17 protein-coding genes are annotated in these 20,773 nt (G+C 60.9%); 8 read left to right on the forward strand and 9 right to left on the reverse strand.

From position 1 onward, the window contains the following. Nucleotides 1-240: 240 nt before the first annotated feature. The 8 genes from AUL39_RS11305 to AUL39_RS11095 all read left to right on the forward strand — a co-directional run bounded on the left by AUL39_RS11305 (nt 241) and on the right by AUL39_RS11095 (nt 11,435). Nucleotides 241-858, forward strand: coding sequence for a hypothetical protein (locus AUL39_RS11305; RefSeq protein WP_070807586.1), 618 nt, complete (start codon nt 241-243; stop codon nt 856-858). 36 nt (nt 859-894) lie between these two features. After that, nucleotides 895-1,545 (forward strand): signal peptidase I, encoded by a 651-nt coding sequence (gene lepB, locus AUL39_RS07180; RefSeq protein WP_082667309.1) that lies wholly within the window; start codon nt 895-897, stop codon nt 1,543-1,545. Between the two features lie 92 nt (nt 1,546-1,637). Then, complete coding sequence (locus AUL39_RS07185) at nt 1,638-3,137, forward strand: SpaH/EbpB family LPXTG-anchored major pilin (protein ID WP_059054928.1); 1,500 nt, start codon at nt 1,638-1,640, stop codon at nt 3,135-3,137. Between the two features lie 82 nt (nt 3,138-3,219). After that, nucleotides 3,220-4,158: a class C sortase gene (locus tag AUL39_RS07190; RefSeq protein WP_070807587.1), complete on the forward strand. Its 939-nt coding sequence runs from the start codon at nt 3,220-3,222 to the stop codon at nt 4,156-4,158. Further along, a complete protein-coding gene (locus AUL39_RS07195; RefSeq protein WP_059054929.1) occupies nt 4,155-5,153 on the forward strand; it encodes a Cna B-type domain-containing protein in 999 nt (332 codons plus the stop codon). The genes AUL39_RS07190 and AUL39_RS07195 overlap by 4 nt, the downstream gene beginning before the upstream one ends. After that, entirely contained in the window at nt 5,150-5,761 is a 612-nt protein-coding gene (locus AUL39_RS11090) for a hypothetical protein (RefSeq protein ID WP_059054930.1), read from the forward strand. The genes AUL39_RS07195 and AUL39_RS11090 overlap by 4 nt, the downstream gene beginning before the upstream one ends. Before the next feature lie 82 nt (nt 5,762-5,843). Beyond that, the gene (locus AUL39_RS07205) at nt 5,844-10,718 is read left to right on the forward strand and encodes a SpaA isopeptide-forming pilin-related protein (RefSeq protein WP_059054931.1); all 4,875 of its coding nucleotides are present in this window, start codon (nt 5,844-5,846) and stop codon (nt 10,716-10,718) included. Between the two features lie 426 nt (nt 10,719-11,144). Next, nucleotides 11,145-11,435, forward strand: coding sequence for a hypothetical protein (locus AUL39_RS11095; protein WP_153001587.1), 291 nt, complete (start codon nt 11,145-11,147; stop codon nt 11,433-11,435). A 247-nt stretch (nt 11,436-11,682) separates the two neighbouring features. Here the strand turns inward: AUL39_RS11095 and AUL39_RS07210 are convergent, their stop codons facing one another. The 9 genes from AUL39_RS07210 to ilvD form a co-directional block, all read right to left on the reverse strand. Further along, the gene (locus tag AUL39_RS07210; RefSeq protein ID WP_059054932.1) at nt 11,683-12,477 is read right to left on the reverse strand and encodes an SDR family NAD(P)-dependent oxidoreductase; all 795 of its coding nucleotides are present in this window, start codon (nt 12,475-12,477) and stop codon (nt 11,683-11,685) included. Between the two features lie 41 nt (nt 12,478-12,518). Further along, nucleotides 12,519-13,376, reverse strand: a complete 858-nt coding sequence (locus tag AUL39_RS07215; RefSeq protein ID WP_059054933.1) for an SIR2 family NAD-dependent protein deacylase — start codon at nt 13,374-13,376, stop codon at nt 12,519-12,521. Further along, on the reverse strand, nt 13,339-14,139 hold the full coding sequence (locus AUL39_RS07220) for a protein-ADP-ribose hydrolase (RefSeq protein ID WP_059054934.1): 801 nt from the start codon (nt 14,137-14,139) through the stop codon (nt 13,339-13,341). The genes AUL39_RS07215 and AUL39_RS07220 overlap by 38 nt, the downstream gene beginning before the upstream one ends. A gap of 536 nt (nt 14,140-14,675) precedes the next feature. Then, nucleotides 14,676-14,954, reverse strand: coding sequence for a DUF4160 domain-containing protein (locus AUL39_RS07225; protein ID WP_059054935.1), 279 nt, complete (start codon nt 14,952-14,954; stop codon nt 14,676-14,678). Then, complete coding sequence (locus AUL39_RS07230; RefSeq protein ID WP_201783936.1) at nt 14,938-15,195, reverse strand: hypothetical protein; 258 nt, start codon at nt 15,193-15,195, stop codon at nt 14,938-14,940. The genes AUL39_RS07225 and AUL39_RS07230 overlap by 17 nt, the downstream gene beginning before the upstream one ends. Before the next feature lie 203 nt (nt 15,196-15,398). Continuing rightward, nucleotides 15,399-16,445, reverse strand: a complete 1,047-nt coding sequence (ilvC, locus tag AUL39_RS07235; protein ID WP_235810796.1) for a ketol-acid reductoisomerase — start codon at nt 16,443-16,445, stop codon at nt 15,399-15,401. Between the two features lie 62 nt (nt 16,446-16,507). Further along, on the reverse strand, nt 16,508-16,993 hold the full coding sequence (ilvN, locus tag AUL39_RS07240; RefSeq protein WP_235810797.1) for an acetolactate synthase small subunit: 486 nt from the start codon (nt 16,991-16,993) through the stop codon (nt 16,508-16,510). Beyond that, entirely contained in the window at nt 16,990-18,900 is a 1,911-nt protein-coding gene (gene ilvB, locus AUL39_RS07245) for a biosynthetic-type acetolactate synthase large subunit (RefSeq protein ID WP_059054937.1), read from the reverse strand. The genes ilvN and ilvB overlap by 4 nt, the downstream gene beginning before the upstream one ends. Then, complete coding sequence (gene ilvD / locus AUL39_RS07250) at nt 18,897-20,561, reverse strand: dihydroxy-acid dehydratase (protein WP_059055332.1); 1,665 nt, start codon at nt 20,559-20,561, stop codon at nt 18,897-18,899. Before ilvD ends, ilvB begins: the two co-directional genes overlap by 4 nt. Nucleotides 20,562-20,773: the final 212 nt, after the last annotated feature.

Here is a 20,773-nt window from a genome sequence, read left to right on the forward strand (position 1 = left end):
CGATCTTTCTCTGCTCAGCGCTGTGCATGCGGCTTCCTTCCTGTTCCGATTTGGTCCAGGATTCCCACCGCAGTCCCACAAGTCATTTTTAAGTTTGCATAAACAATACCTATGTTATCATCCTGCAAAGTGGGTCTGGAAGTCGCTCTATCGTGAGTTAATTGATTCGCCTCGACCACCCATCTGGCTGACATTGCACGGCGTGCCCCTTATCCGCACAGGGAAAGGAGGAGGGTTTACATGTTCTTGTCTCCTGCAACATACATGCTGCTTGCAGGCGGATTCTCCGCTGTTGCCCTCATCTCTGCTCCGCGTGCTTTGCTTGCTGATAATGGCGCAGATGCTAGGCGCGGCCATCCCGGCGCGCCAGCACTGACATTCCCCCGCACCGCCACAATAAGCGGCATCTTTGGCCTTCGCCGGGGCAACGATCACAAGGATTCCGCGCCCCAGCGTGTGTCGCTGCCTGCTGCCAAGCAGGCTCCGGTAGGCCATGCCCCCGCAGACGCCCTCGACCTCAGCAAGCTCGACCGCGTGCAGCTGCTCCAGCTCCTGCGTGACGCCATGGAGGAGAACGACCGTCTCCGCGCCCAGACGGCAGAAGCCACTCGTCGCGCGGAAGAGGCCGAGAAGAAGCTCGAGGACCGACGAATCCAGATAGAGGACTCCGAGTCTCTGGCCGAGGCGTCGTTGCGCTTGGCGGGGATCTTTGTTGACGCCCAGCACGCGATTGACCTCTATGGTTACAACGTCGAGCAAAACAAACTCGGGGGGGGGTCTCCCAGCAGGGGCGTAGCGACCTCGGGAGACGCGACGCCAGAAGGCCCGGTGGAGAAAAATGAGCGCGCACGGGAATGATTCCATGCCCGAGCGCGACGGTGCGGGGCGGTTGCAATGAACGCCGCGCAGAGAAGACCACGACTACAAGAGGCAGCTGGGAGCAAGCGTAACCAGGGCGCAAGCCAAGTCCAGCTTCCCACTGTCGACCAGATAGATGAAGAGCTCCAGCGCACCGAGGGCCTGCGGAATAGGCACGGCTTTAGGCGCAACGTAGCATTTGCGCTGGTAGGTGTCTTTGCGGCGTCCGTGCTCCTCTCCACCTTTGTGCTTCCTACTTTCAAAATTTATGGCCAGTCCATGTCACCCACCTTGAACGAGGGCGACATTGTGGCGGCCACCAAGTCCGCCTCGTACAGCCGAGGCGACCTCGTGGCCTTCTCGTACAACAACAAGGTGCTCACCAAGCGCGTGATTGGCTGCCCGGGCGACTGGGTGGACATCGACTCCAACGGCAACGTGAGCATCAACGGCGAGATGATCGACGAGCCCTACCTCCAGGCGGGTGCCAAAAGCCTGGGCCAGTGCGATATCAGCCTGCCCTACCAGGTGCCTGAGGACACGTACTTCGTGATGGGCGACAAGCGCTCCGTTTCGGTGGACTCCCGCCTCACGCAGGTGGGTTGCATTCCGCGGGACCAGATTGTGGGCAAGCTCGCGCTTCGGGTGTGGCCCCTGGGAAGCTTTGGGGTGGTGGGGTCGTTATGAGACATGCGAGTGACCGTGGCCCGTAATCGGCTGCGATGACATTGGGCTGTGTATGGCACGAGAAGGCTACTCATGCTGAGAAAGGAAGGACAATGAAACACCTAAGCAAGAAGCTGACGTCCGTCATTACTGCCGTGCTTGCGGTTGTGATGGCGCTGACGCTGGCACCCACAGCGTACGCGGCAGACTCGACGTACAAGCTGACGCTTACGGGCACCGCGACGGGCCACACCTACGAGGCATACCAGATTTTCACTGGTGACCTTTCGACGAAGGAGGACGGCACCAAGGCCCTCTCCAACGCCAAGTGGGGCGAGGGCGTCACCTACACGGGCACCGAGTCTGCGGCTGACGTGGCGAAGGCCCTGGGCGACGGCACGATGACGATTGCGCAGCTTGAGGAAAAGCTCACGCTCACGAAGCCTGCGAAGACCGTGACCTCCGCGAAGGACTCGACGGTTATCGAGGGCCTTGACGCCGGCTACTATCTGGTGAAGGACAAGGACGGCACCCAGGCCAACACGTCTGACGCCTACACCAAGTTCATCGTCCAGGTTGTGGGCGACACCGAGGCCAAGATCAAGTCCGATGTCCCGACCGTCGTGAAGAAGGTCAAGGACACGAACGAGTCCACCGGCGACACCACCGACTGGCAGGACTCTGCCGACTACAAGATCGGCGCTGATGTGCCGTACCAGATCACCGGCACCATGCCCTCCAACATTGCCGACTACACCACCTACAAGTATGTGTTCACCGATACCATGTCCAAGGGCCTGACCTACACGGCCAAGAACGCCAAGGTCACGATTGGCGACAAGGACGTTACCTCGAGCTTTGCCGAGGTCGTTACCCCCAAGGAGGACGGCTCCACGGTCGTTACCTGGACCTGCAACAACCTCAGGGGCATCGACGGCGTCACGCTCGACAAGGACACCAAGGTCGTCGTGAACTACACCGCTAAGCTGAACGAGAGCGCCGTTCTCGGTTCTGCTGGCAACCCCAACGAGGTTGACCTTACCTACTCCAACAACCCCAATAAGGGTGGCGAGGGCGAGACCGGCAAGACCCCCAAGGACAAGAACATCGTCTTCACCTACAAGACCGTCGTGAACAAGGTCGACCAGGATAAGAAGTCCCTGGCTGGCGCCGCGTTCAAGCTCGAGAAGAAGGTTAAGAAGACCGACGGCACAACCGAGTACAAGACCGTCAAGGAGTTCACCGCCGGCGAGGAGACCAGCTTCGAGTTCAAGGGCCTGGACGACGGCGAGTACAAGCTCACCGAGACCACGACCCCCGCTGGCTACAACACGATTACCCCGATCGAGTTCACCATCAGCGCAGATCACGATACCGAATCCGACAGCCCCACGCTGACCAGCCTTTCCGGCAACGCGACCACGGGCGAGGCTACGTTCACCGCTGACAAAGATGCCGGCTCCCTCACGACCGACGTCGTGAACAAGAAGGGTTCCACGCTTCCCTCCACGGGCGGTATGGGCACCACCGTCCTCTACGTCGCTGGTGCAGCAATCGTTGTTGCTGCGGGCGTTGGCCTGGCCATCCGTCGCAACAAGCGTCGTGACGCATAGTCCTGTTCCTTAGTTCTTCTCATGCCAAGCGGCCGCCCCAGCCACGGGGGGGCGGCCGCGGACGCCGCGAAAGGAGGTGCAGATGGGAAGGTGGCTTAGGACGCACGTACCTGAGGTCCTTCTCAGCTGCGCTCTTATCGTTGGCGTTGGCATGATGCTCTACCCCTCGGTGAGCGACTGGTGGAACTCCATGCACCAGTCGCAAGCCATCGCCACCTATCAGGAGGTGGTGAGCGACAACTCCGCAGAGCGCAACCAGCAGATGTGGGACGAGGCGGTTGCGTACAACCAATCGCTTTCGCACGACGGTAGCCGGTTCACGCTTTCGGACGAGGAGCGCGAGAGGTACGAGCAGACGCTCGACGTGACCGGTACCGGGATCATGGGCTACGTGGAGATCCCCAAGATTAGCGTCTCTCTTCCCATCTACCACGGGACGGACGACACGATTTTGCAGATTGCCATCGGCCACATTCCCGGTTCCTCGCTGCCGGTTGGCGGGGAGGGCACGCACTGCGTGATTTCCGGCCACAGGGGTCTTCCGTCCGCGCGTCTGTTCACGGACATCGACCAGCTCCGCGAGGGTGACGTCTTCATGCTGCACGTTCTGGACAAGACGCTCACCTACCAGGTGGACCAGATTCGCGTGGTCCTGCCCGACGAGCTGGACGATCTGGCAATAGACGACGGGCTGGACCTTTGCACGCTGGTCACGTGCACGCCCTATGGGGTGAACACTCACCGGCTGCTTGTGCGCGGCCACCGCATTCCCAACCAGAGCGCGGCGATTGCGGACGGTGACGCGGTGCAGGTGAGTCCCGCCATCGTGGCGGTGGTGCTCACGGCGCTGGTGCTGCTGGTGGCGCTTTTCGTCCGGGCGGTGCGAAGGCGCGCGGACGGCTCGGGTGGAGGTCCGGGCAGTGGTCCGAGCAGAGGCACGGGCGGCACGCGGCACCGAGGCGCACCACGCGGGCGAGCATCAAAGGTTGTAGTAGGTACGAGAGAGGGAGCACAGTCGTGACACGCAGAGAGACAAAGCCGTTTGGCTCCGCAGGGCGAGTCCTCGTGGCTGTGGCGGTCCTTCTCGCAGCGGTGCTTGCCGCCGTGCCCGCGACCGCCCGCGCACAGGTGGGCATTGCGCGCGGCACAGTCTGCTCGCTTGAGGTTGAGAAGTGCCCAGCCGAGGGGCAGGGCTTCCACCTTGCGCTTGTGGCGCGGATGGACGCGGCAGGCAAGCTCACGGCGGTGCCGGCCCTTGAGGATGCGGTGACGGAGACCGGAATCGACCCGGCAACCTTTAGCGAGGCGACCGACGCCCAGACCCTCTCAGCCGCGGCGTCCAGCTACCTGGGCTACGTTGCTTCTGGCAAGGGATCCTTTGACGAGAAGGACGCCACGGTCGCTGGCGGCAAGGCAAGCTTTGCCGGACTCGAGCCTGGCATGTACCTTCTCACCGCAGACCCTGCAACCGTGGGCGGCTCAACCTACACCGCCCTTCCCAACCTGGTGATTGTGTCGCGCGTAGACGGCAGCACGTATGCCACGGACTGCCAGGTGGAGGCAAAGTTCGAGGTTCGCCCGGCAGAGACGCAGCACAACCGCGTGACCAAGCTCTGGCAGGGTGACAGCGCTTCCACGCGTCCTCAGTCCGTGCAGGTTGCCATCTACAACGGAGACCAGCTCTACCAAGAGGTCACGCTCGACGCCTCGAACAACTGGACGTTTGCCTGGGACGGTGAGGGCAACTGGTCCGTGCGCGAGAAGGACGTGCCCGCCGGTTATACGTGCTCGGTCCTCATGACGCGCGGAGACTCGGAGTCTGGCCAGGACGGCATGGACTTCACGCTCACCAACACCGCGCCCACTGGCAAGCACGAGAACCCCCGCACGCCTGGCTCCATCTCCAACACGGGCGACCCCACCTCGCCTGTGGTGCCGGCGGCGCTTCTCTGCGCTGGTGGCGTACTGGTTCTTCTCGGCCTTGCGGGACGTCGCAGGGAGGAGGGCCGCGCGTGAGCGATGCTCGCCTGACATCACGCGAGAAGCGCGGCGGTGCTGCCGGCGCGGCGTCGCGTCGCTGGCGGTTTGCGCTGGTTGCGGGCGCAGCACTCGTGGCCTGCGGGCTTCTCGTCTGGTGGCAGGGCATGCAGCGCGCGACGGCTCAGGCTAGCGAGGGAAGTGCGCTCTGCCAGGCGGTGCTGGCAGACCTTGATGCCACGGTGCCTGCCTCTGGGCCCGCGGCAGAGGAGGACCCGGCGGCCCTTCCTGTGGCGCAGCTCGAGGGCGTCGACGTGGTGGGCCGGCTTGTCTGCAAGGACGCGTTGCTCGACCTTCCCGTGGCGACGCTGGGTGAGGACGCGAGCCTTGTCCCCGCGCTTGAAGAGGGCAATGACGGCGAGCTTGTGGTGCGCGTGCCCGCATGGCTTGCGCGCGAGGCCGGCCTGGACGCGCTGAAGGCGGGCGACAGGCTTGTGTTTGTGCAGGTGAACGGTGCGCGGAGAACCTTCTCCGTTGCGGATGCAGGTACGACGAGCGCGGACTTTAACGACAACTTTGACCTTCTCGTCTACACCGAGGGGTCGTTTGGCGAGAAGACCTGGGTGGGTTGCTCGCAGTCCTCCTAGCAGGAGGCTTGCGAGCAGCGTACGCGGATCGAGACGACGATTCGAGGAAACGATGAACCGACTCTTCGAAAAAGCAAGCAGGATGCTCAAGGACAACCGCCGGAGGCATGGCCTTCTCGGCTTGGCGGCTGTGGTTGGCGCGGCGGTGGCCGTGGTGTGCACAGTGCTGCTCATGTACCCGGCGCACGCGCTTACGGGCGGCGACGCGCTGAGGAACGCGATCAACGACGACTCGGCCGTGTTCTGGCGCCCGGCGGGCGCAGACGACGACGCCTGGAGCAAGACGGACGGCGGCAGCGCAGTGGACGCCGATGCCGAGCTACGCCTTCGTGTGGCGTTCACGCTTCCTGCGGGTACGCTGGCCAACGGGACCACGCTGCAGTACAAGGTGCCGTCTTCGGTTCATCCGGACACGTCTACCGGCGCGATTAAGGGCGAGGTCTATGCCAGCCCCACGGTTGGGGACCCGTCGAGGAACGGCGCGAACGCCATCGGCACGTACAGCCTGGACGGCGACGTGCTCACGCTGACCTTCAACGACGACGTTGGGACGGCGAATGCGGGTAGCGCTCAGGGCGATGGGGCGAGCGACGCTTCGGCCGACGCTGGCGAGAAGACCGCGAGCGCGCTGAACGGCTACGTGGACCTTGACCTTGGCTTTGACCAGCTGACCTGCGACGACAGCGGTCTTGCGAGCATCGAGCTGAACGATTCCGTGAGTCTCAAGGTTGCGAAGGCGGCGGAGGAAGAGGCGTCTGCTCAGAGCGCGGATGACAGCGCTGCGACGGCGACCGTCGAGGCCACGACTGACGACGAGCAGGACTCGGCCGGTGTTGAGGCAATGTCTCTGATGGCTGCGGCACCCTCGGCCACCCTTGCAGACGCCAATGGGACGGGCGTGGACCTCACGCAGTACCTCAAGACGGTGACGGTCTCGAAGCAGCAGGGCAACAAGATGGTGCCTGCGACCGAGTTCAATGATGGCGATCAGGTGGAAACCTACATTAGCTACAAAATTCCGGCGAATGTTATCACCGCCACCAATCGTACGGCTAGGTATCAGATACCTAAGGGGCTTAAACCCAATCAGGAGCTTTCTGGCAAGATTACGAGGAATGGTGAGGAGATCGGCGACTACACCATCTCAACGAGCGGCCTCGTTACGCTTACTTTTTACGACAAAGTGGTCGAGGATGGCGGAGCAATTACCGGTGACGTTACCTTTGATGGCGTTGTGAGCAACAGCAGCACGACTGAAGACCTTCCCATCAACTTTGGAAACAACTCCGGGCAGATTACCATCAAGAAGAAGCAGGGCGGCGGCGGCAACGAGGACACCAACCACGATGTGAAAGTCAGCAAGACTTCTTCTCCGAGTGATGATAACAAGACCATCAACTACTCCGTAACCATCTCTTCCGATAAGGGCACGTCTGGTCCGGTGAGCTTCACGGACTATCTGAACAAGTACTATAAGAACAATGCCAATCCTGCCTATCAGCGGGGTTCCCTCCAGCTGGTAAAGATCTCTAGCAGCGGCAGGGAGACGCTTACTCCATCTTCTTATGGCCTTTCGTGGAATGACAACGGTACAAATGGCCCGACCTTCTCGCTCGGCACTCTGCCGCAGCTGAAGGCGGGTGAGAGCTATGTGCTCACGTATACGGTAGACGTGAATGCCACAGATTCATCAGCCATGGTCAGCAATAACGCAAATGCCTCCTCTGGCAACAACAGCGGCAGTGATGATGACCACGTGGAATTCAAGCAGGACGTATCCAAGACAGGCACGTATTACAAGGATAGTAACTCCATCATTTGGAGGCTTGAGATTAACCCCACTGGAAAGAAGGATATCTCGAACTGGCTTGTGACCGATGCCATGCCAGGTGGCACAAAGATGTCGCAGTACAGGGTCTTTAGCTCTGATGGTCAGGTTGACCACACGTTTACGAGCGATAATGACTCCAGCTTCAATGAGAGCAATCTCTATTTCAACTTCTCGAGCCTAGGCCTTACTGGTGACCAGAAGACTAAGACCTATTACATCGACATCTACACAGACGCTCCCGCAAGCGATAACACCAGTTTCGCGAATACGGCAACAACGTGGACTAATAGCGGGAAGGTTGAATCTACGGGAACCGTTGATGTCGAGCACCGCACTACCAACATCTCAAAGACCCATGTCTCCGACGTGGCGGACGCGACCAAGGCGAAGGGAATCCGTAAAGAGACCTGGTCTTCAGATGCCACTCTTCCGGAGGGCAACCTCTCTGGGATGACGTATACGTATACAGATAACATCAAGAATGCTACGGACGGAAACGGTACAGACCTTGGCCCTGACAGCCACTATGCGATTGCGGCTGATCTTGATGCGGCGCTCAAGGGCAACGATGGGCTCCGTGTAAACCTCAACTCCTATGACAAGTATCGCTATGTCGGCAATGGCACAGGATACTATGACGATTACTACAGATACCACGATAAGCAGGACGTCTTCTTTACGGTGACCTACTACGACGGCCTTAACTGCACTGGCAATACGGTTGATGCTAGCAATACCACCATACCTGTGAAGAGTTTCAAGGTACAGGTGAAAATCGCAGATGGAATTACGTTTAGCGCTACGAACATGAAGATTGGTGCGTATCCAACGTACATGGACACCACCAAGGTCAAAGAGGGCGAGTCCATTAACGCCAAGAATAAGGGTGAGATTGATAACAAGGAGTCCGAGCCGCAAGTCACCTACACCAGGCCGCATCGCATCCTGAAGTCGGTCAAAACCGGCAATAACAAGGCGGCGAGCGGCAACAAGTCCTTTAAGCTTAGCGAGATTAAGGATGGCAAGCTCACCTATCGCATCAACCTTGCAACCGATCCCTCTGATGACAACACGACGATCACCGTTACTGACACGCTCCCGAAGGGCATGACGTATGTCGACGATTCGATAAGAGCGGCGTTTTTCAAAGACGAGTACTACGAGGACACCACTAACAATGCTGGCGTGGATCTTGGCAAGGGCAAGGCAAACGCGCCCCAGCTAACTACAAGTACCACGGAGGATGGGGGGACTCTTCTCACCATTACAATCCCCAACTTCCACTATGACTCCAATCCCGAGAAGCAAACGATTGCCCTGTACTACGACGTGTCGATTAAGTCGGACCCTTCTTGGAACAACGGCTCGACCACGAAGACCTACTCCAATACTGCCAAGTGGGGGGAGAGCTCCTCTACTCAAAACACCACGGTGAACCGTGACGAAGAGGCTTTCTCTAAGAGCGGAGAGCAGGTCTATGACAGCGATGGTAACCCAACGAATGATTTGAGCTATTACATCGAGATCAATCCGACGGCTACCGACCTCGACCCCAACTCCAACAGCCTTACGCTAACCGATACCTTCAATTCCAATGGTATTGAGTGCTCTCTGGATCCGTCGTCGGTCAGGCTCTATGCCTATGACTACTCGCAGCCTCATCATTACGATCCAAACCGTGAGGTCGATGGGGAAAAATACTCGGTTAAGTACGATAGCAAGGCACATACGATTACGGCGCAAGTGCCTGATGGAATGGCGTGTGTTCTCGTCTATAAGTACTCGCTGAGCTCTTTTGCTAATGGCGCATGGGTCACCAATGAGGCTTCTCTCAACGGGCAGAGTTCTGAATCTAAGGGCCTTAGCTTGATTAAGGCATCTTCTTCCGCGCATGCCAACAAGGCACGTCTCGTTATTTACAAGGTGGATGCGGATAACTTCCACAAGCAGCTCAAGGGTGCCAAATTCAAGCTCTACCAGTGGGACAATTCGCAGCAGGCATGGGTGGAGAAGTATACCAATAGAGACCTTGTCACCGATGACAATGGTGCTATCACCTACGATCTTGAGGAGGACGCAGACTCACTCGATTCTGATGTTCTCTATAAACTGGTGGAGGTTGCGGCTCCTGCCGGGTATTCTGGGAACTCCGTTGTGCGTTACTTCATCATCAAGAATGTGAAGGAAAGCGATTCTGATGACAGCGCATTCTCGAAGGCAAATGCAGGCAATGCAAAGGACGACAGCGGCAACTATCTTGGCCTGCAAACCTCGAGCGTCGAGTTCTTTGATAACAATGTAATAAGCTCAATGTACGTGCCAAATGAGTACACGAGCCTCACCGTGAAGAAGAGCTGGGCAGACGAGAAGGGCTACTCGACTTCTGCTCCTATTGGGTCTTTTGTGAAGCTCACACTTAACCGTACGACGGACTACTCTGCAAGCGTAAAGGTAATAGGCGAGGGTAGCAATGGGGGCAATGCGAATCCCTCGGTGAGCCTCCTCCAAGGCAACGGTGTGAGTGACGGCACCGTCAAGGTTAAGAACGGTTCGGACTTCTCGTTTAATGTTGGATATGGATGGAACCAGTCTTTCAGTGTATATGTGAATGATAAGAAATACGGGGACTTTACTGCACCAACATCAGTAACGGTGGAAGGCAAGTACATCTCCGGTGCCACGACCATTGAGGTCAAGATGAATAACTGGGATCTCCCGACGCTTACTGCCAATTCGGACAAGCCATGGACGGCCCCGCCGGAGGGAAGCAGCTCGACGGCGGAAACTGTGGTGCTTTCCGATTCCAATAATTGGACCAACAGCTGGGACAATCTTCCCAAGACTGATGACAAGGGCAATACCTACAACTACACGGTGACGGAGGTCAGCTACACCGTGAACGGTACCGAATACACCCCTGGTACCGGATCCTACGACGTGTCGTACACCAACAACAACGGCATCCAGACCGGTACCATCACGGTGACCAACTCCGAGAAGAAGAACCAGGGCTACGAGCTGCCCTCGACGGGTGGCACGCCGAGTCCGCTGCCGTGGGTTGGCGGAACGCTTGCGGCGCTGGCCGGCGTCCTTCTCGTCCGCAGGATGCGTCCGCGCAAGAGCTAGCCGCGGCATCTGCGAACTGCTTTACTGCCCCGCCTCCTTGTGAGGCGGGGCTTTTCTCTCGCCATGTGTCGGCTCTTCCTGGCAAGAACAGCGCGTCCCTCTCTGCAAAGATACGCCTTCCGGCGAGAAAACGGCGCCTGAACAGGGGTTTCCGACGGGATTACGTACGAGATGGGGCCTCCGGCGTCAGAATGACGCCGGAGGGCGACTTCCGTACGCGATGGCTGCAAAAAACGTGCATTCCGGCATCGGCGGACGGTGGGCGTCTTTCAGGTTCGCCGGACCATTGGGTCAGAAGTGTGGTGCCCGGGGCGGTGCCGTTCGACGCTACGAGGGGCGGGTACCTTCTCGTCATTGGCCGGCGGTCGTGCCCCATTTGGGGTGAACACGGTAGTCCAGCTGCCGACCGTTCTGGAGGTGAGCACGATGATCCTCTTCTTGATCGTTGTTGTCCTGCTGGTGGCTCTTGCAGTGAGACTGTTCCGTGGACTCTTCTGTGGAGGTTTTGGCTGGGGTCGCCCCGTGTGGGGAGGTGGCTGGTTTGACCGACCCAGCATGTGGGGTTGCTGGGGCCGCGGCTGGGGCTGGGGTGGGCCCGTCCCGCGCGATGGCGGCATGAGGCCTGGCCCCGGCGGCCCTGGTCCCGATGGTCGCGGCGGCTTTGGCAGACCTCGCGATGCCGGTGGCCCTGGCGGAAGAGGCGGCGGCCCGCGCTAGAGTCGGCGGTGGTTCTCGCTGGGAAGCGACTCTCCTATGCGAGAGCGCGGTGCCCCTCTCTGCAAAAATGCGCCTTCCGGCGAGAAAAGGGCGCCTGAACAGGGGCTTCCGACGGGATTCCGTACGAGATGAGCCCTCCGGCGTCAAAACGGCGCCGGAGGGAGAGCTTTGGAAGAAATACCTGAGAAAACGTACCTTCTGGCGTCAGCCAACGGGGGACCCGCCGGTGCTCCGGGCGCCCTCGCGACTAGATTCGTCGCACGCCCTCCCAGATCCACATGATGACCGGCGCAGGAACGATCTTGTCGGCAATCCTCATGAGGAATCCCGTCACGCAGCATGTGGCGATGGGATAGTTTACGGCGTTCACCAGCATCGACCAGCGCACCACCCGCCGCGCGCCCAGCACGGGGAAGGGATGACGCACCGTCTGGCCGTTGGCCGTCTGGCGTGCGACGTCGATGAACTCGGTCTTCACCCACAGCGGGCACACCGCCGTCACAAAGATGCCGCGACCGCGCAGCTCAAAGCGGAGCGCCCGCGTGTAGCTGCGGACAAACGCCTTGCTCGCCGCATACACGTTAAGTCCGGGCAGTGGCTGGAAGGACGCGCTGGACGCAATCTGGATGATGCGTCCGCCGCGCTCCATGTGCGCAAGAGCTACCTGCGTCACGTCGACAAGCGCGCGGCAGTTGAGGTTGACCATCGTGTCGACCTCCTCGCAGGTCATGTCAGCGTAGGTGCCAAACTTCCCCAGGCCGGCCGCATTGACGAGAAGGCCCACGGAGAACTTCTCGCCACGCGCCTTGTCCTGCGATGCCGCCTCGTCGAGAAGCCCCTTAAGCTGCGTAATCGAGGCCTTGTCTGTAAGGTCGAGAGGAACTGGCCGCACAGGGGTCGAGAGCTCGGCCGCCAGCTCTTCCAGGCGCTCGCGCCTGCGGGCCACGGCCCAGATCTGGTCGTAGCCGCCGTGGTCGCTTGCCCAGCGTGCGTACTCGCGCCCCAGCCCGCTCGACGCACCGGTAATCAACGCTATGTGCATGACACCGCCTCTCTATGAGACAAAGGGAAACTCCCTTTGTCTCATGCGAGCTTCGAGATCACCTTTGCCGCGTCTTCATCGTACAGCGCTGACCTCTCCGCGATTCGTGCAGGTGCAATCACGCTGCCAAGGTTGAGCTGCACGTAGCGCGCGTTGCGGTTCTCAGCCACCTGCCGCCAGAAGGGGTACTTGATAATGCCCGGGGTGTTTGCGCCAACACCAATCTCCAGGTAGAGCACCTTGTCATGAGCGTGCTTGCGCACGAAGGCGTCGTAGCGGCGCGCGGCGGAGTGCCAGCCGTCATCCTCCACAAAGCGACCATCGATCCTGAGGTTCATGGTTATGGGCTCGCCACATACGGGACAGTGCGGAACCAGCTTGGTGGGGATACGAAGGTCCTTCTCGGCCTCAACCATCTGGCGCACGGCGTCGTAGTTGTCGTACGTGCGACTATGGCAGGGGACCGAGCACTGGAAGAGCCCGTAGTCGCCCTGCGTGTAGAAGAGTCGCTGCTTGTTGAAGCCGGCACGCTGGAACTGGTGGTCCACGTTGGTGGTGAGAACAAAGTAATCCCGGCCATTCACAATGCGCCGCAGGTCAAGATATGCGTTGCCCACCGGCCCGGCGTAGCGCTCGTTCCAGATGACGCGAGTCCACCACGCCCACAGCTCCTCCGGCGAGTCGTACGGGTAGAAGCCGCCGGAGTACTCGTCGTGGAAGCCGTAGCGCTGGGCAAAGTCTCCGTAGAGGCGCTCGAAGCGCTCCCCGGTGTAGGCAAACTCAGGCCCGCATGCCGCCGAGAGGCCCGCGCCAGCGCCTATGAGCACGGCGTCGCTCTGGTCTAGCCACGTGGCGATTTGCTCAGCGGCTTGCGAGGAGGTTTCGATAGATGTGCTCATCCACTGGTTTGAAGACATTGAAGATCACCTTCATCTGTGGTCGGTTGGGCTGTTCGAGCCTAAAGGCGCGCACTGTGTCGATTGCCACCTGCGCCGCCTCGCGGTTGGGATAGCGGAACTCGCCGGTCGAGATGCAACAAAAGGCGACGCTGTGCAGGTTGTGCGCGGCGGCAAGCTCCAGGCAGGAGCGGTAGCAGCTGGCGAGAAGCTCGCGGTCGTGCGCGGAGGGGATGCCCGTGGGGACGATGGGCCCCACGGTATGGAGCACGTGCGCTGCAGGCAGGTTAAAGCCAGACGTAAGCTTGGCCGAGCCCGTTGGCTCCTCGTGGCCCTGCTCGTTCATGATGCGCTTGCAGGCAAGACGCAGCTGGATGCCAGCGTAGGTGTGGATGGCATTGTCGATGCAGCGGTGGTTGGGGACAAAGCAGCCGAGCATCTGGCTGTTTGCAGCGTTAACGATGGCATCCGCGTCAAGCGTGGTGATGTCGCCGCGCCACACAGCGATGCCGTCAGCGTTGAAGGGGAGGTCTGAGACGTGCGAGATACCCCGCTCCGCCAGGCGTTCCTCGAGGTAGGCGTCTTGGATGGCGAGAAACTCCTCGCTTGCGGGTTCCGGCATGCGCACGTTCATGAGGGCGCGCAGCAGGTGGCGACGGTCATCGTGCGAGGGCGGCATGGCGATGGGGCTACCGATGGCGTATGCGCATGCAGGGTCTCCTAGCAGTGCTTTTATCAGGTATTCAAGCCGTTCGTCCTGCGTCATGCATGCCTCCCTTGTTGGGTGGACGCTGTTGCCGCCCGTCGTGTGTACTGGCTCCAGTGTGGCTCGTTGGCTCCAAAGAGGGAAGTACGCACTAATAAGTAGGCTGGTTACTGCGAGGGAACTGCTGGCGCGGACGTCACGCTGCATGAAAGTGCTCTATCGAACAGATAATTTGGACTCCGTGCATGAAAACGCTCTATCGAACGGTGTGTATCTGGTACCTTCATCAAATATGCAACTAAACATGCGCTAATGTGCATTTCCTATTAAAAATCTGCATAATCTCGTATATGTAGTTTATTATTTGATGCTAACAGATTCGAAGCACTGTTCGATAGAGCGTTTTCATGCAACGCACGCGCTTTCCTTGTTCGATAGGGCTTTTTGTGCAGAGTCCAGAAAGCAACTCCTGCTACTCTGGAAGCTAAAGATGAGAATCATCGAAACAATTCATCGTGTGTACCCGTGCGCTGCGTGAGGGTTATGCTATCGAAAGTCCTCCAGATAAGTAGTCAGTCTCCTGCGTTGCATACTGTCTAGCAGTAGAAACGCACTTCGCCAAAGTACTCTTCCCACATAGCGATGATTTCCTCGCTCCTTGCCTCCACGATACGCATGATATTTCGCAGAGTTTTGGGCGGTATTTTGGAGTTGTTGTTCGCGAGATAGGTCTTTCCGGATGCGGTAATCCAAATCTTGGTCGCGTTTTTCGTTGGCGCTCCCTCCGAGACGTGAACATGTATGGGTTCGAGCGGATCGCTTTCGTTCGTCCAGAAATAGACCCAGTAGGGGCCAATCCTAAAAACCTGAGGCATTCTCAAAGCCTCCGTTTGCAGCGAATTCAAGGATAAGGTTAGAAGTGGAACGAACTATGTCCTTGAGGTATCTAAGCTCCTCCTCGGAAAAGCCGTTGTTGTCTTCCCAGGTGCCATCGGGGAGCCAACATGTCACATGGTGGAATCCATCTCGAGCGTCCGGCTTCTCGATATATACCTTTACGCGGCCATCTTTGCCCATGTCGGAATGAACAATCTCGGTATCATCATTGAGCGTCATGAATGGATACATCATTTGAAATCACCCCCTGGCAGGCGAGCAAGCTGGTGGAATGCACCACGATCTCTGACTGAATGATATCAAGACCCGAGCTTGCAAGTCTCGTCTAGGGTGGAGTATCGCTGCAAGCACGAAAAGCCCCGCCGGAACGCGGTTCCGGCGGGGTCATCGGGCAACAAAGCCAAGTTCACGCACCTGCGCGACTAGTCCTCGTCCTTCGAGAGCCAGGAGAACATGGAGCGCACGCGCTCGCCGGTGGTCTCGATGGGGTGCGTGTTGATCTTCTCGCGCTCCTCGAGCAGCTTCTTGTGGCCGTTGTTGCAGTCGTCAACGAACTCCTGGGCAAACGAGCCGTCCTGGATGCGCTTGAGGATGTACTTCATGGCCTCGCGCGACTTGTCGTTGATGACCAGCGGACCGGCGTAGTACTCGCCGTACTCGGCCGTGTTGGAGATGGAGTAGTTCATGAAGTGGATGCCCTTCTCGTACATGAGGTCCACGATCATCTTCATCTCGTGATAGCACTCGAAGTAGGCAAGCTCCTCGGGATATCCTGCCTCGGTGAGGGTCTCGAAGCCGGCCTTGACCAGCTCGACCAGGCCGCCGCAGAGAACTGCCTGCTCACCAAAGAGGTCCTCCTCGGTCTCCTCGGCGAAGGTCGCCTTGATGAGGCCGGAGCGGGCGCCGCCCAGCGCCCACGCGTAGGACATGGCCAGCGGCCACGCGTCGCCGGTGGCATCGGTCTCAACGCAGACCAGGTCAGGCACGCCGGAGCCCTCGGTGTACTGACGGCGCACGATGTGGCCCGGGCCCTTGGGGGCAACCATGATCACGTTGACGCCCTCGGGAGCCTTGATGTAGCCGTAGTGGATGTTGAAGCCGTGGGCAAAGGCCAGGGTGTTGCCCGGCTCGAGGTTGGGCTCGATGAACTCCTTGTAGACCGCCGGCTGGGTCTCGTCGGGGGTCAGGATCATCACGACGTCGGCCTCCTTGGCGGCCGTCGCCATGTCCGTCACCTTGAGGCCGTGCTCGCGGGCCTTTTCGGCAGACTTGGAGCCCTCACGAAGGCCAACGCGCACGTCGACGCCGGAATCCATGAGGTTCAGCGCGTGGGCATGGCCCTGGGAGCCATAGCCGATGATGGCGACCTTCTTGCCCTGGATGATCGAGGGGTCGCAGTCCTTCTCGTAGTAGATGGTGACGGCCATGTCGTACTTCCTTTCGTTTGTGCCGTTTCCTTCTATGTTCATCCGCCGGACGGCGGGTGTAACCGTGTTCGTGGGGCCGGGTACGTGCGCCGGCCCGCGGGGTGCTACTGGTCGTGCCCGCGCGACATCGCGATCTTGCCGGTGCGCGTGAGCTGGCGAATGCCGTAGCTGCGGAAGAGGTCCTCAAGCGCGTCGAGCTTGCTCTCGGTGCCGGTTGCCTCCACCGTGAGCGTGTTCTTGCCCACGTCCACGATGTTGGCGCGGAAGACGCCGGCGATCTCGATGATCTCGTGGCGGCGCTCCGGCGTGCACTGCACCTTGAAGAGCACCAGCTCGCGCTCGATGGCGTCGTCCTCGGTGAGGTCAGAGATCTTGAAGACCGAGACGAGCTTGTGCAGCTGCTTGGTGATCTGCTCGAAGCCCACGTCGTCGGCCTCGACGATGATGGTCATGCGCGAGAGGTTCTGGTCCTCGGTGGGCGCCACGGTGAGCGAGCCAATGTTGAACCCGCGACGGCTGATCATGCCGGTGACGCGCGAGAGCACGCCCGGCTTGTTCTCGACCAGCACGGAGAGGATGTGCTTCATCATTCGTCACCGTCCTTCTCGCCGCCCGCGGTGGCGGGGCGTCCGTCCTTGCCAAAGCCCTTGCCCGAGACGCGTACGCCGCCAAGCGTCACGTCCAGCGCGCCGATAATGTCGTCGATGGGCGCGCCAGGAGCCACCATGGGGTAGACCGTTTGGTCCGTGGGGATGACGACGTCCAGGAGGTACGGCTCCTTGGAGGCGAGCATCTCGTCAAGCGCGTCCTCGACCTCCTCGGGGCGAGAGATGCGCCGGCCGCGCCAGCCGTAGGCGTCTGCCAGCTTCACAAAGTCCGGCACGTCGGGCAGCTTGGTGAACGAGTAGCGCTCGTGGTAGAAGAGCTTCTGCCACTGGTAGACCATGCCCAGGGCGCTGTTGTCGATGATCAGCACCTTGACGGGCACGTTCTCCTGGATGGCGGTGGCCATTTCCTGCACGTTCATCTGGAACGAGCCGTCGCCGGCAATGCAGACCACCTCGTCGTCGGGGCAGCCAATCTTGGCGCCAATGGCGGCGGGGAAGCCAAAGCCCATGGTGCCGGCGCCACCGGACGAGAGGAACGTGCGTGCGTGCTCGCGGCGGATGTTCTGGTGCGCCCACATCTGGTGCTGTCCCACCTCGGTGGTGACGATGGAGGCATCGGGGTCGAGCTTGTCGGAGAGCATCGAGAGCACGACTTCGGGCGCGATCTTGTCCGGGTAGTCCACGCTGCTGGCAAAGTCGTCGGTGTAGAACGGCCAGCGCTCGCGCCACGAGCAGACCTCGGCAAACCAGCCGTCGTCCACGGGCTTGGCGCCCTCCTTGTGCAGGCGCTCGTTGAGCGAGGCGAGAACCACCTTGGCGTCGCCCACGATGGGCACCGTGGGGTTCACGATCTTGCCTATCTCGGCCGGGTCGATGTCGATGTGGATGACCTGGGCGTGCGGGGCAAACTCAGAGACCTTGCCGGTCACGCGGTCCGAGAAGCGCGCGCCGACGGCGATGAGCAGGTCGCACTCCATAACGGCCATGTTTGCGTACTTTGAGCCGTGCATGCCCACGGGCCCCAGGTTGTGCTTGTTCGAGCAGGGCATGGCACCCTTGCCCATAAGCGAGGTCACCACGGGGATGTCCATGGTCTCGGAGAGCTCGACCAGCTCCTGGCAGGCGTGGCTGGTCACGATGCCGCCGCCGGCGTAGATGAGCGGGCGCTTGGCCTTCATGATGAGCTGCGCGGCCTGCTTGACCTGCCGCGCGTTGCCGCGGTAGGTGGGCTTGTAGCTAGCGATGCTAATGGAGTCCGGGTAGTGGAAGACCATCTGCGCGCCGGAGAGGTCGCTGGGGATGTCGATGAGGACGGGGCCCGGGCGGCCGGTGGAGGCTATGTAGAACGCCTCGCGGAAGGTGCGCGTGAGGTCGTCGGTGGACTGCAGCAGGAACGAGTGCTTCACGATGGGCATGGTGATGCCCACGATGTCCGACTCCTGGAACGAGTCGGTGCCAATGACGCCGCGCGTGACCTGGCCGGTGATGACCACCAGGGGCACGGAGTCCATGTATGCGGTCATGATGCCCGTCACGGTGTTGGTGGCGCCGGGGCCAGAGGTGACGAGAACAACGCCCACCTTGCCCGTGGCGCGGGCATAGCCGTCGGCCATGTGGGTTGCGCCCTGCTCGTGCCTGGCCAGCACGTGGTGGATGCGCTTGGAGTCATAGAGCGCGTCGTAGATCTTGATTGCCTGGCCGCCGGGGTAGCCAAAGATCGTGTCGACGCCCTCGCACTCCAGGCTTGCGATGATCGCCTTGGCTCCGGTCATGGTCTTGCCCTCGTACTCCGAGTGGGAGCCCATGCCAAAGGGCTTGCCCTCGATGGCCGTCTGCTTGCGGGCGAGCTTCTCGGCGACGGACGCCGCGTGGCTGTCGGTGTTCGTCATGACAGGTATGCCCCCTTGTCTGCGCTGGTCACGAGCTTGGCGTAACGGGAGAGGACGCCCGTGGTGTACTTGGGCGCGGGCGGCTTCCAGGCGGCGCGGCGGCGCGCCAGCTCGTCCTCGTCGACGAGCAGGTCGAGCCTACCGGCCTCGATGTCGATGGAGATCTGGTCGCCCTCGTGCACCAGGGCGATGGGTCCGCCGGCTGCGGCCTCGGGGCTCACGTGGCCGACGCAGGGGCCCTTGCTCGCGCCTGAGAAGCGGCCGTCGGTGATGAGCGCGACGGACTTTGCCAGGCCCATGCCGCAGATGGCGGAGGTGGGGGTGAGCATCTCGCGCATGCCGGGACCGCCGGCGGGGCCCTCGTAGCGAATCACCACGACGTCGCCGGGGTTGATCTTGCCGCCAAAGATTGCCTCGCAGGCCGCCTCCTCGGAGTCGAAGACGCGCGCGGGGCCGGTGTGCTTGTACATGCTGGGGTCGACGGCGCTCTTCTTGACCACGCCGCAGTCGGGCGCGAGGGTGCCGCGCATGACCTTGAGGCCGCCGTCGGGGGAGTACGGGTTGTCGATGTGGCGCACCACCGTGCCGTCGACGGGCGGGCACTGCTCGACCCACTCGGCCATGGTGCCGTGGCAGGTGTTGGCCGTGAGGTCAAGGTGCCCGGAGCGGCCCAGCTCGCCGATGATAGCAGAGACGCCGCCTACGTCGTTCAGGTCCTGGATGTGGAGCGGGCCTGCGGGTGCCAGACGCACGATGTTGGGCGTGGCCGAGCAGGCCTTGTCCCAGTCGTCCATGGTCACGGGGCAGCCGGCTGCATGCGCGATGGCCGTGAGGTGCAGCATGGTGTTGGTCGAGCCACCAAAGGCCTGGTCAAGCGCCATGCCGTTGCGCACGGCGCGGGCGTCGATAATCTGGCGGGCAGTAATGCCCTTCTCGAGCAGCTCCATGACCTTCATGCCGGCGTGCTTTGCCAGGCGGATGCGCTCGGAGTAGACGGCGGGGATGGTGCCGTTGCCGGGAAGCGCGATGCCCAGGGCCTCGGCCAGGCAGCAGATGGAGTTGGCGGTGAACATACCCGAGCAGCTGCCGCAGGTGGGGCAGGCGGTGTTCTCGAGCCAGTGCATCTCGTCCTCGGTCATGGTGCCGGCGGTCACCTGGCCCACGGCGTCAAAGAGGCTGTTGAGGTCGGTCTCCTCGCCGTGGCGGCCGCGGCCTGCGAGCATGGGGCCGCCGGAGACCAGCACGGTGGGGATGTCCAGGCGGCACGCGGCGATGAGCATGCCGGGGACGATCTTGTCGCAGCTGGGGATGAGGACCATGGCGTCAAACTGGTGGCCCTGGATGGCGCACTCGACAGAGTCTGCAATTACCTCTCGACTGGTGAGCGAGAAGCGCATGCCCTCGTGGTTCATGGCGATGCCGTCGCAGACGCCGATGGTGTTTACCTGCAGCGGAGTGCCGCCGGCCATGCGGACGCCGGCCTTAACGGCCTCGGCGATCTTGTCCAAGTGGGTGTGGCCGGGAATGACCTCGTTCTGGGACGAGACAACCGCTACAAGCGGACGCTCGAGTTCCTCGTCGGTAAGGCCGTCGGCCTTGAGCAGGCTTCTGTGTGGAGCGCGGGCCAAGCCCCGCTTGATGGCATCGCTTCGAAGTTCCATGGTCACCTCTCGCTTCCTGCGCAACCTTTCTTGTGCGAGAAATGCGACTTCAGGTGAGACGTGGTGCGTTCTCCCGATACCCTTCACGGTGGGCTCCGGCCCGAGGTAGTTGCGCTGCTGCCTGCGTGGGGGGTGGCCCAGAGGCGGCGCGCGTTCGCCCGAGCAGCTCGAGGGAATGTTCCTTGCCAACCACCGCGGGTTCTCATCTCGCC

Source organism: Tractidigestivibacter scatoligenes, assembly GCF_001494635.1.
Taxonomy (GTDB): Bacteria; Actinomycetota; Coriobacteriia; order Coriobacteriales; family Atopobiaceae; genus Tractidigestivibacter; species Tractidigestivibacter scatoligenes.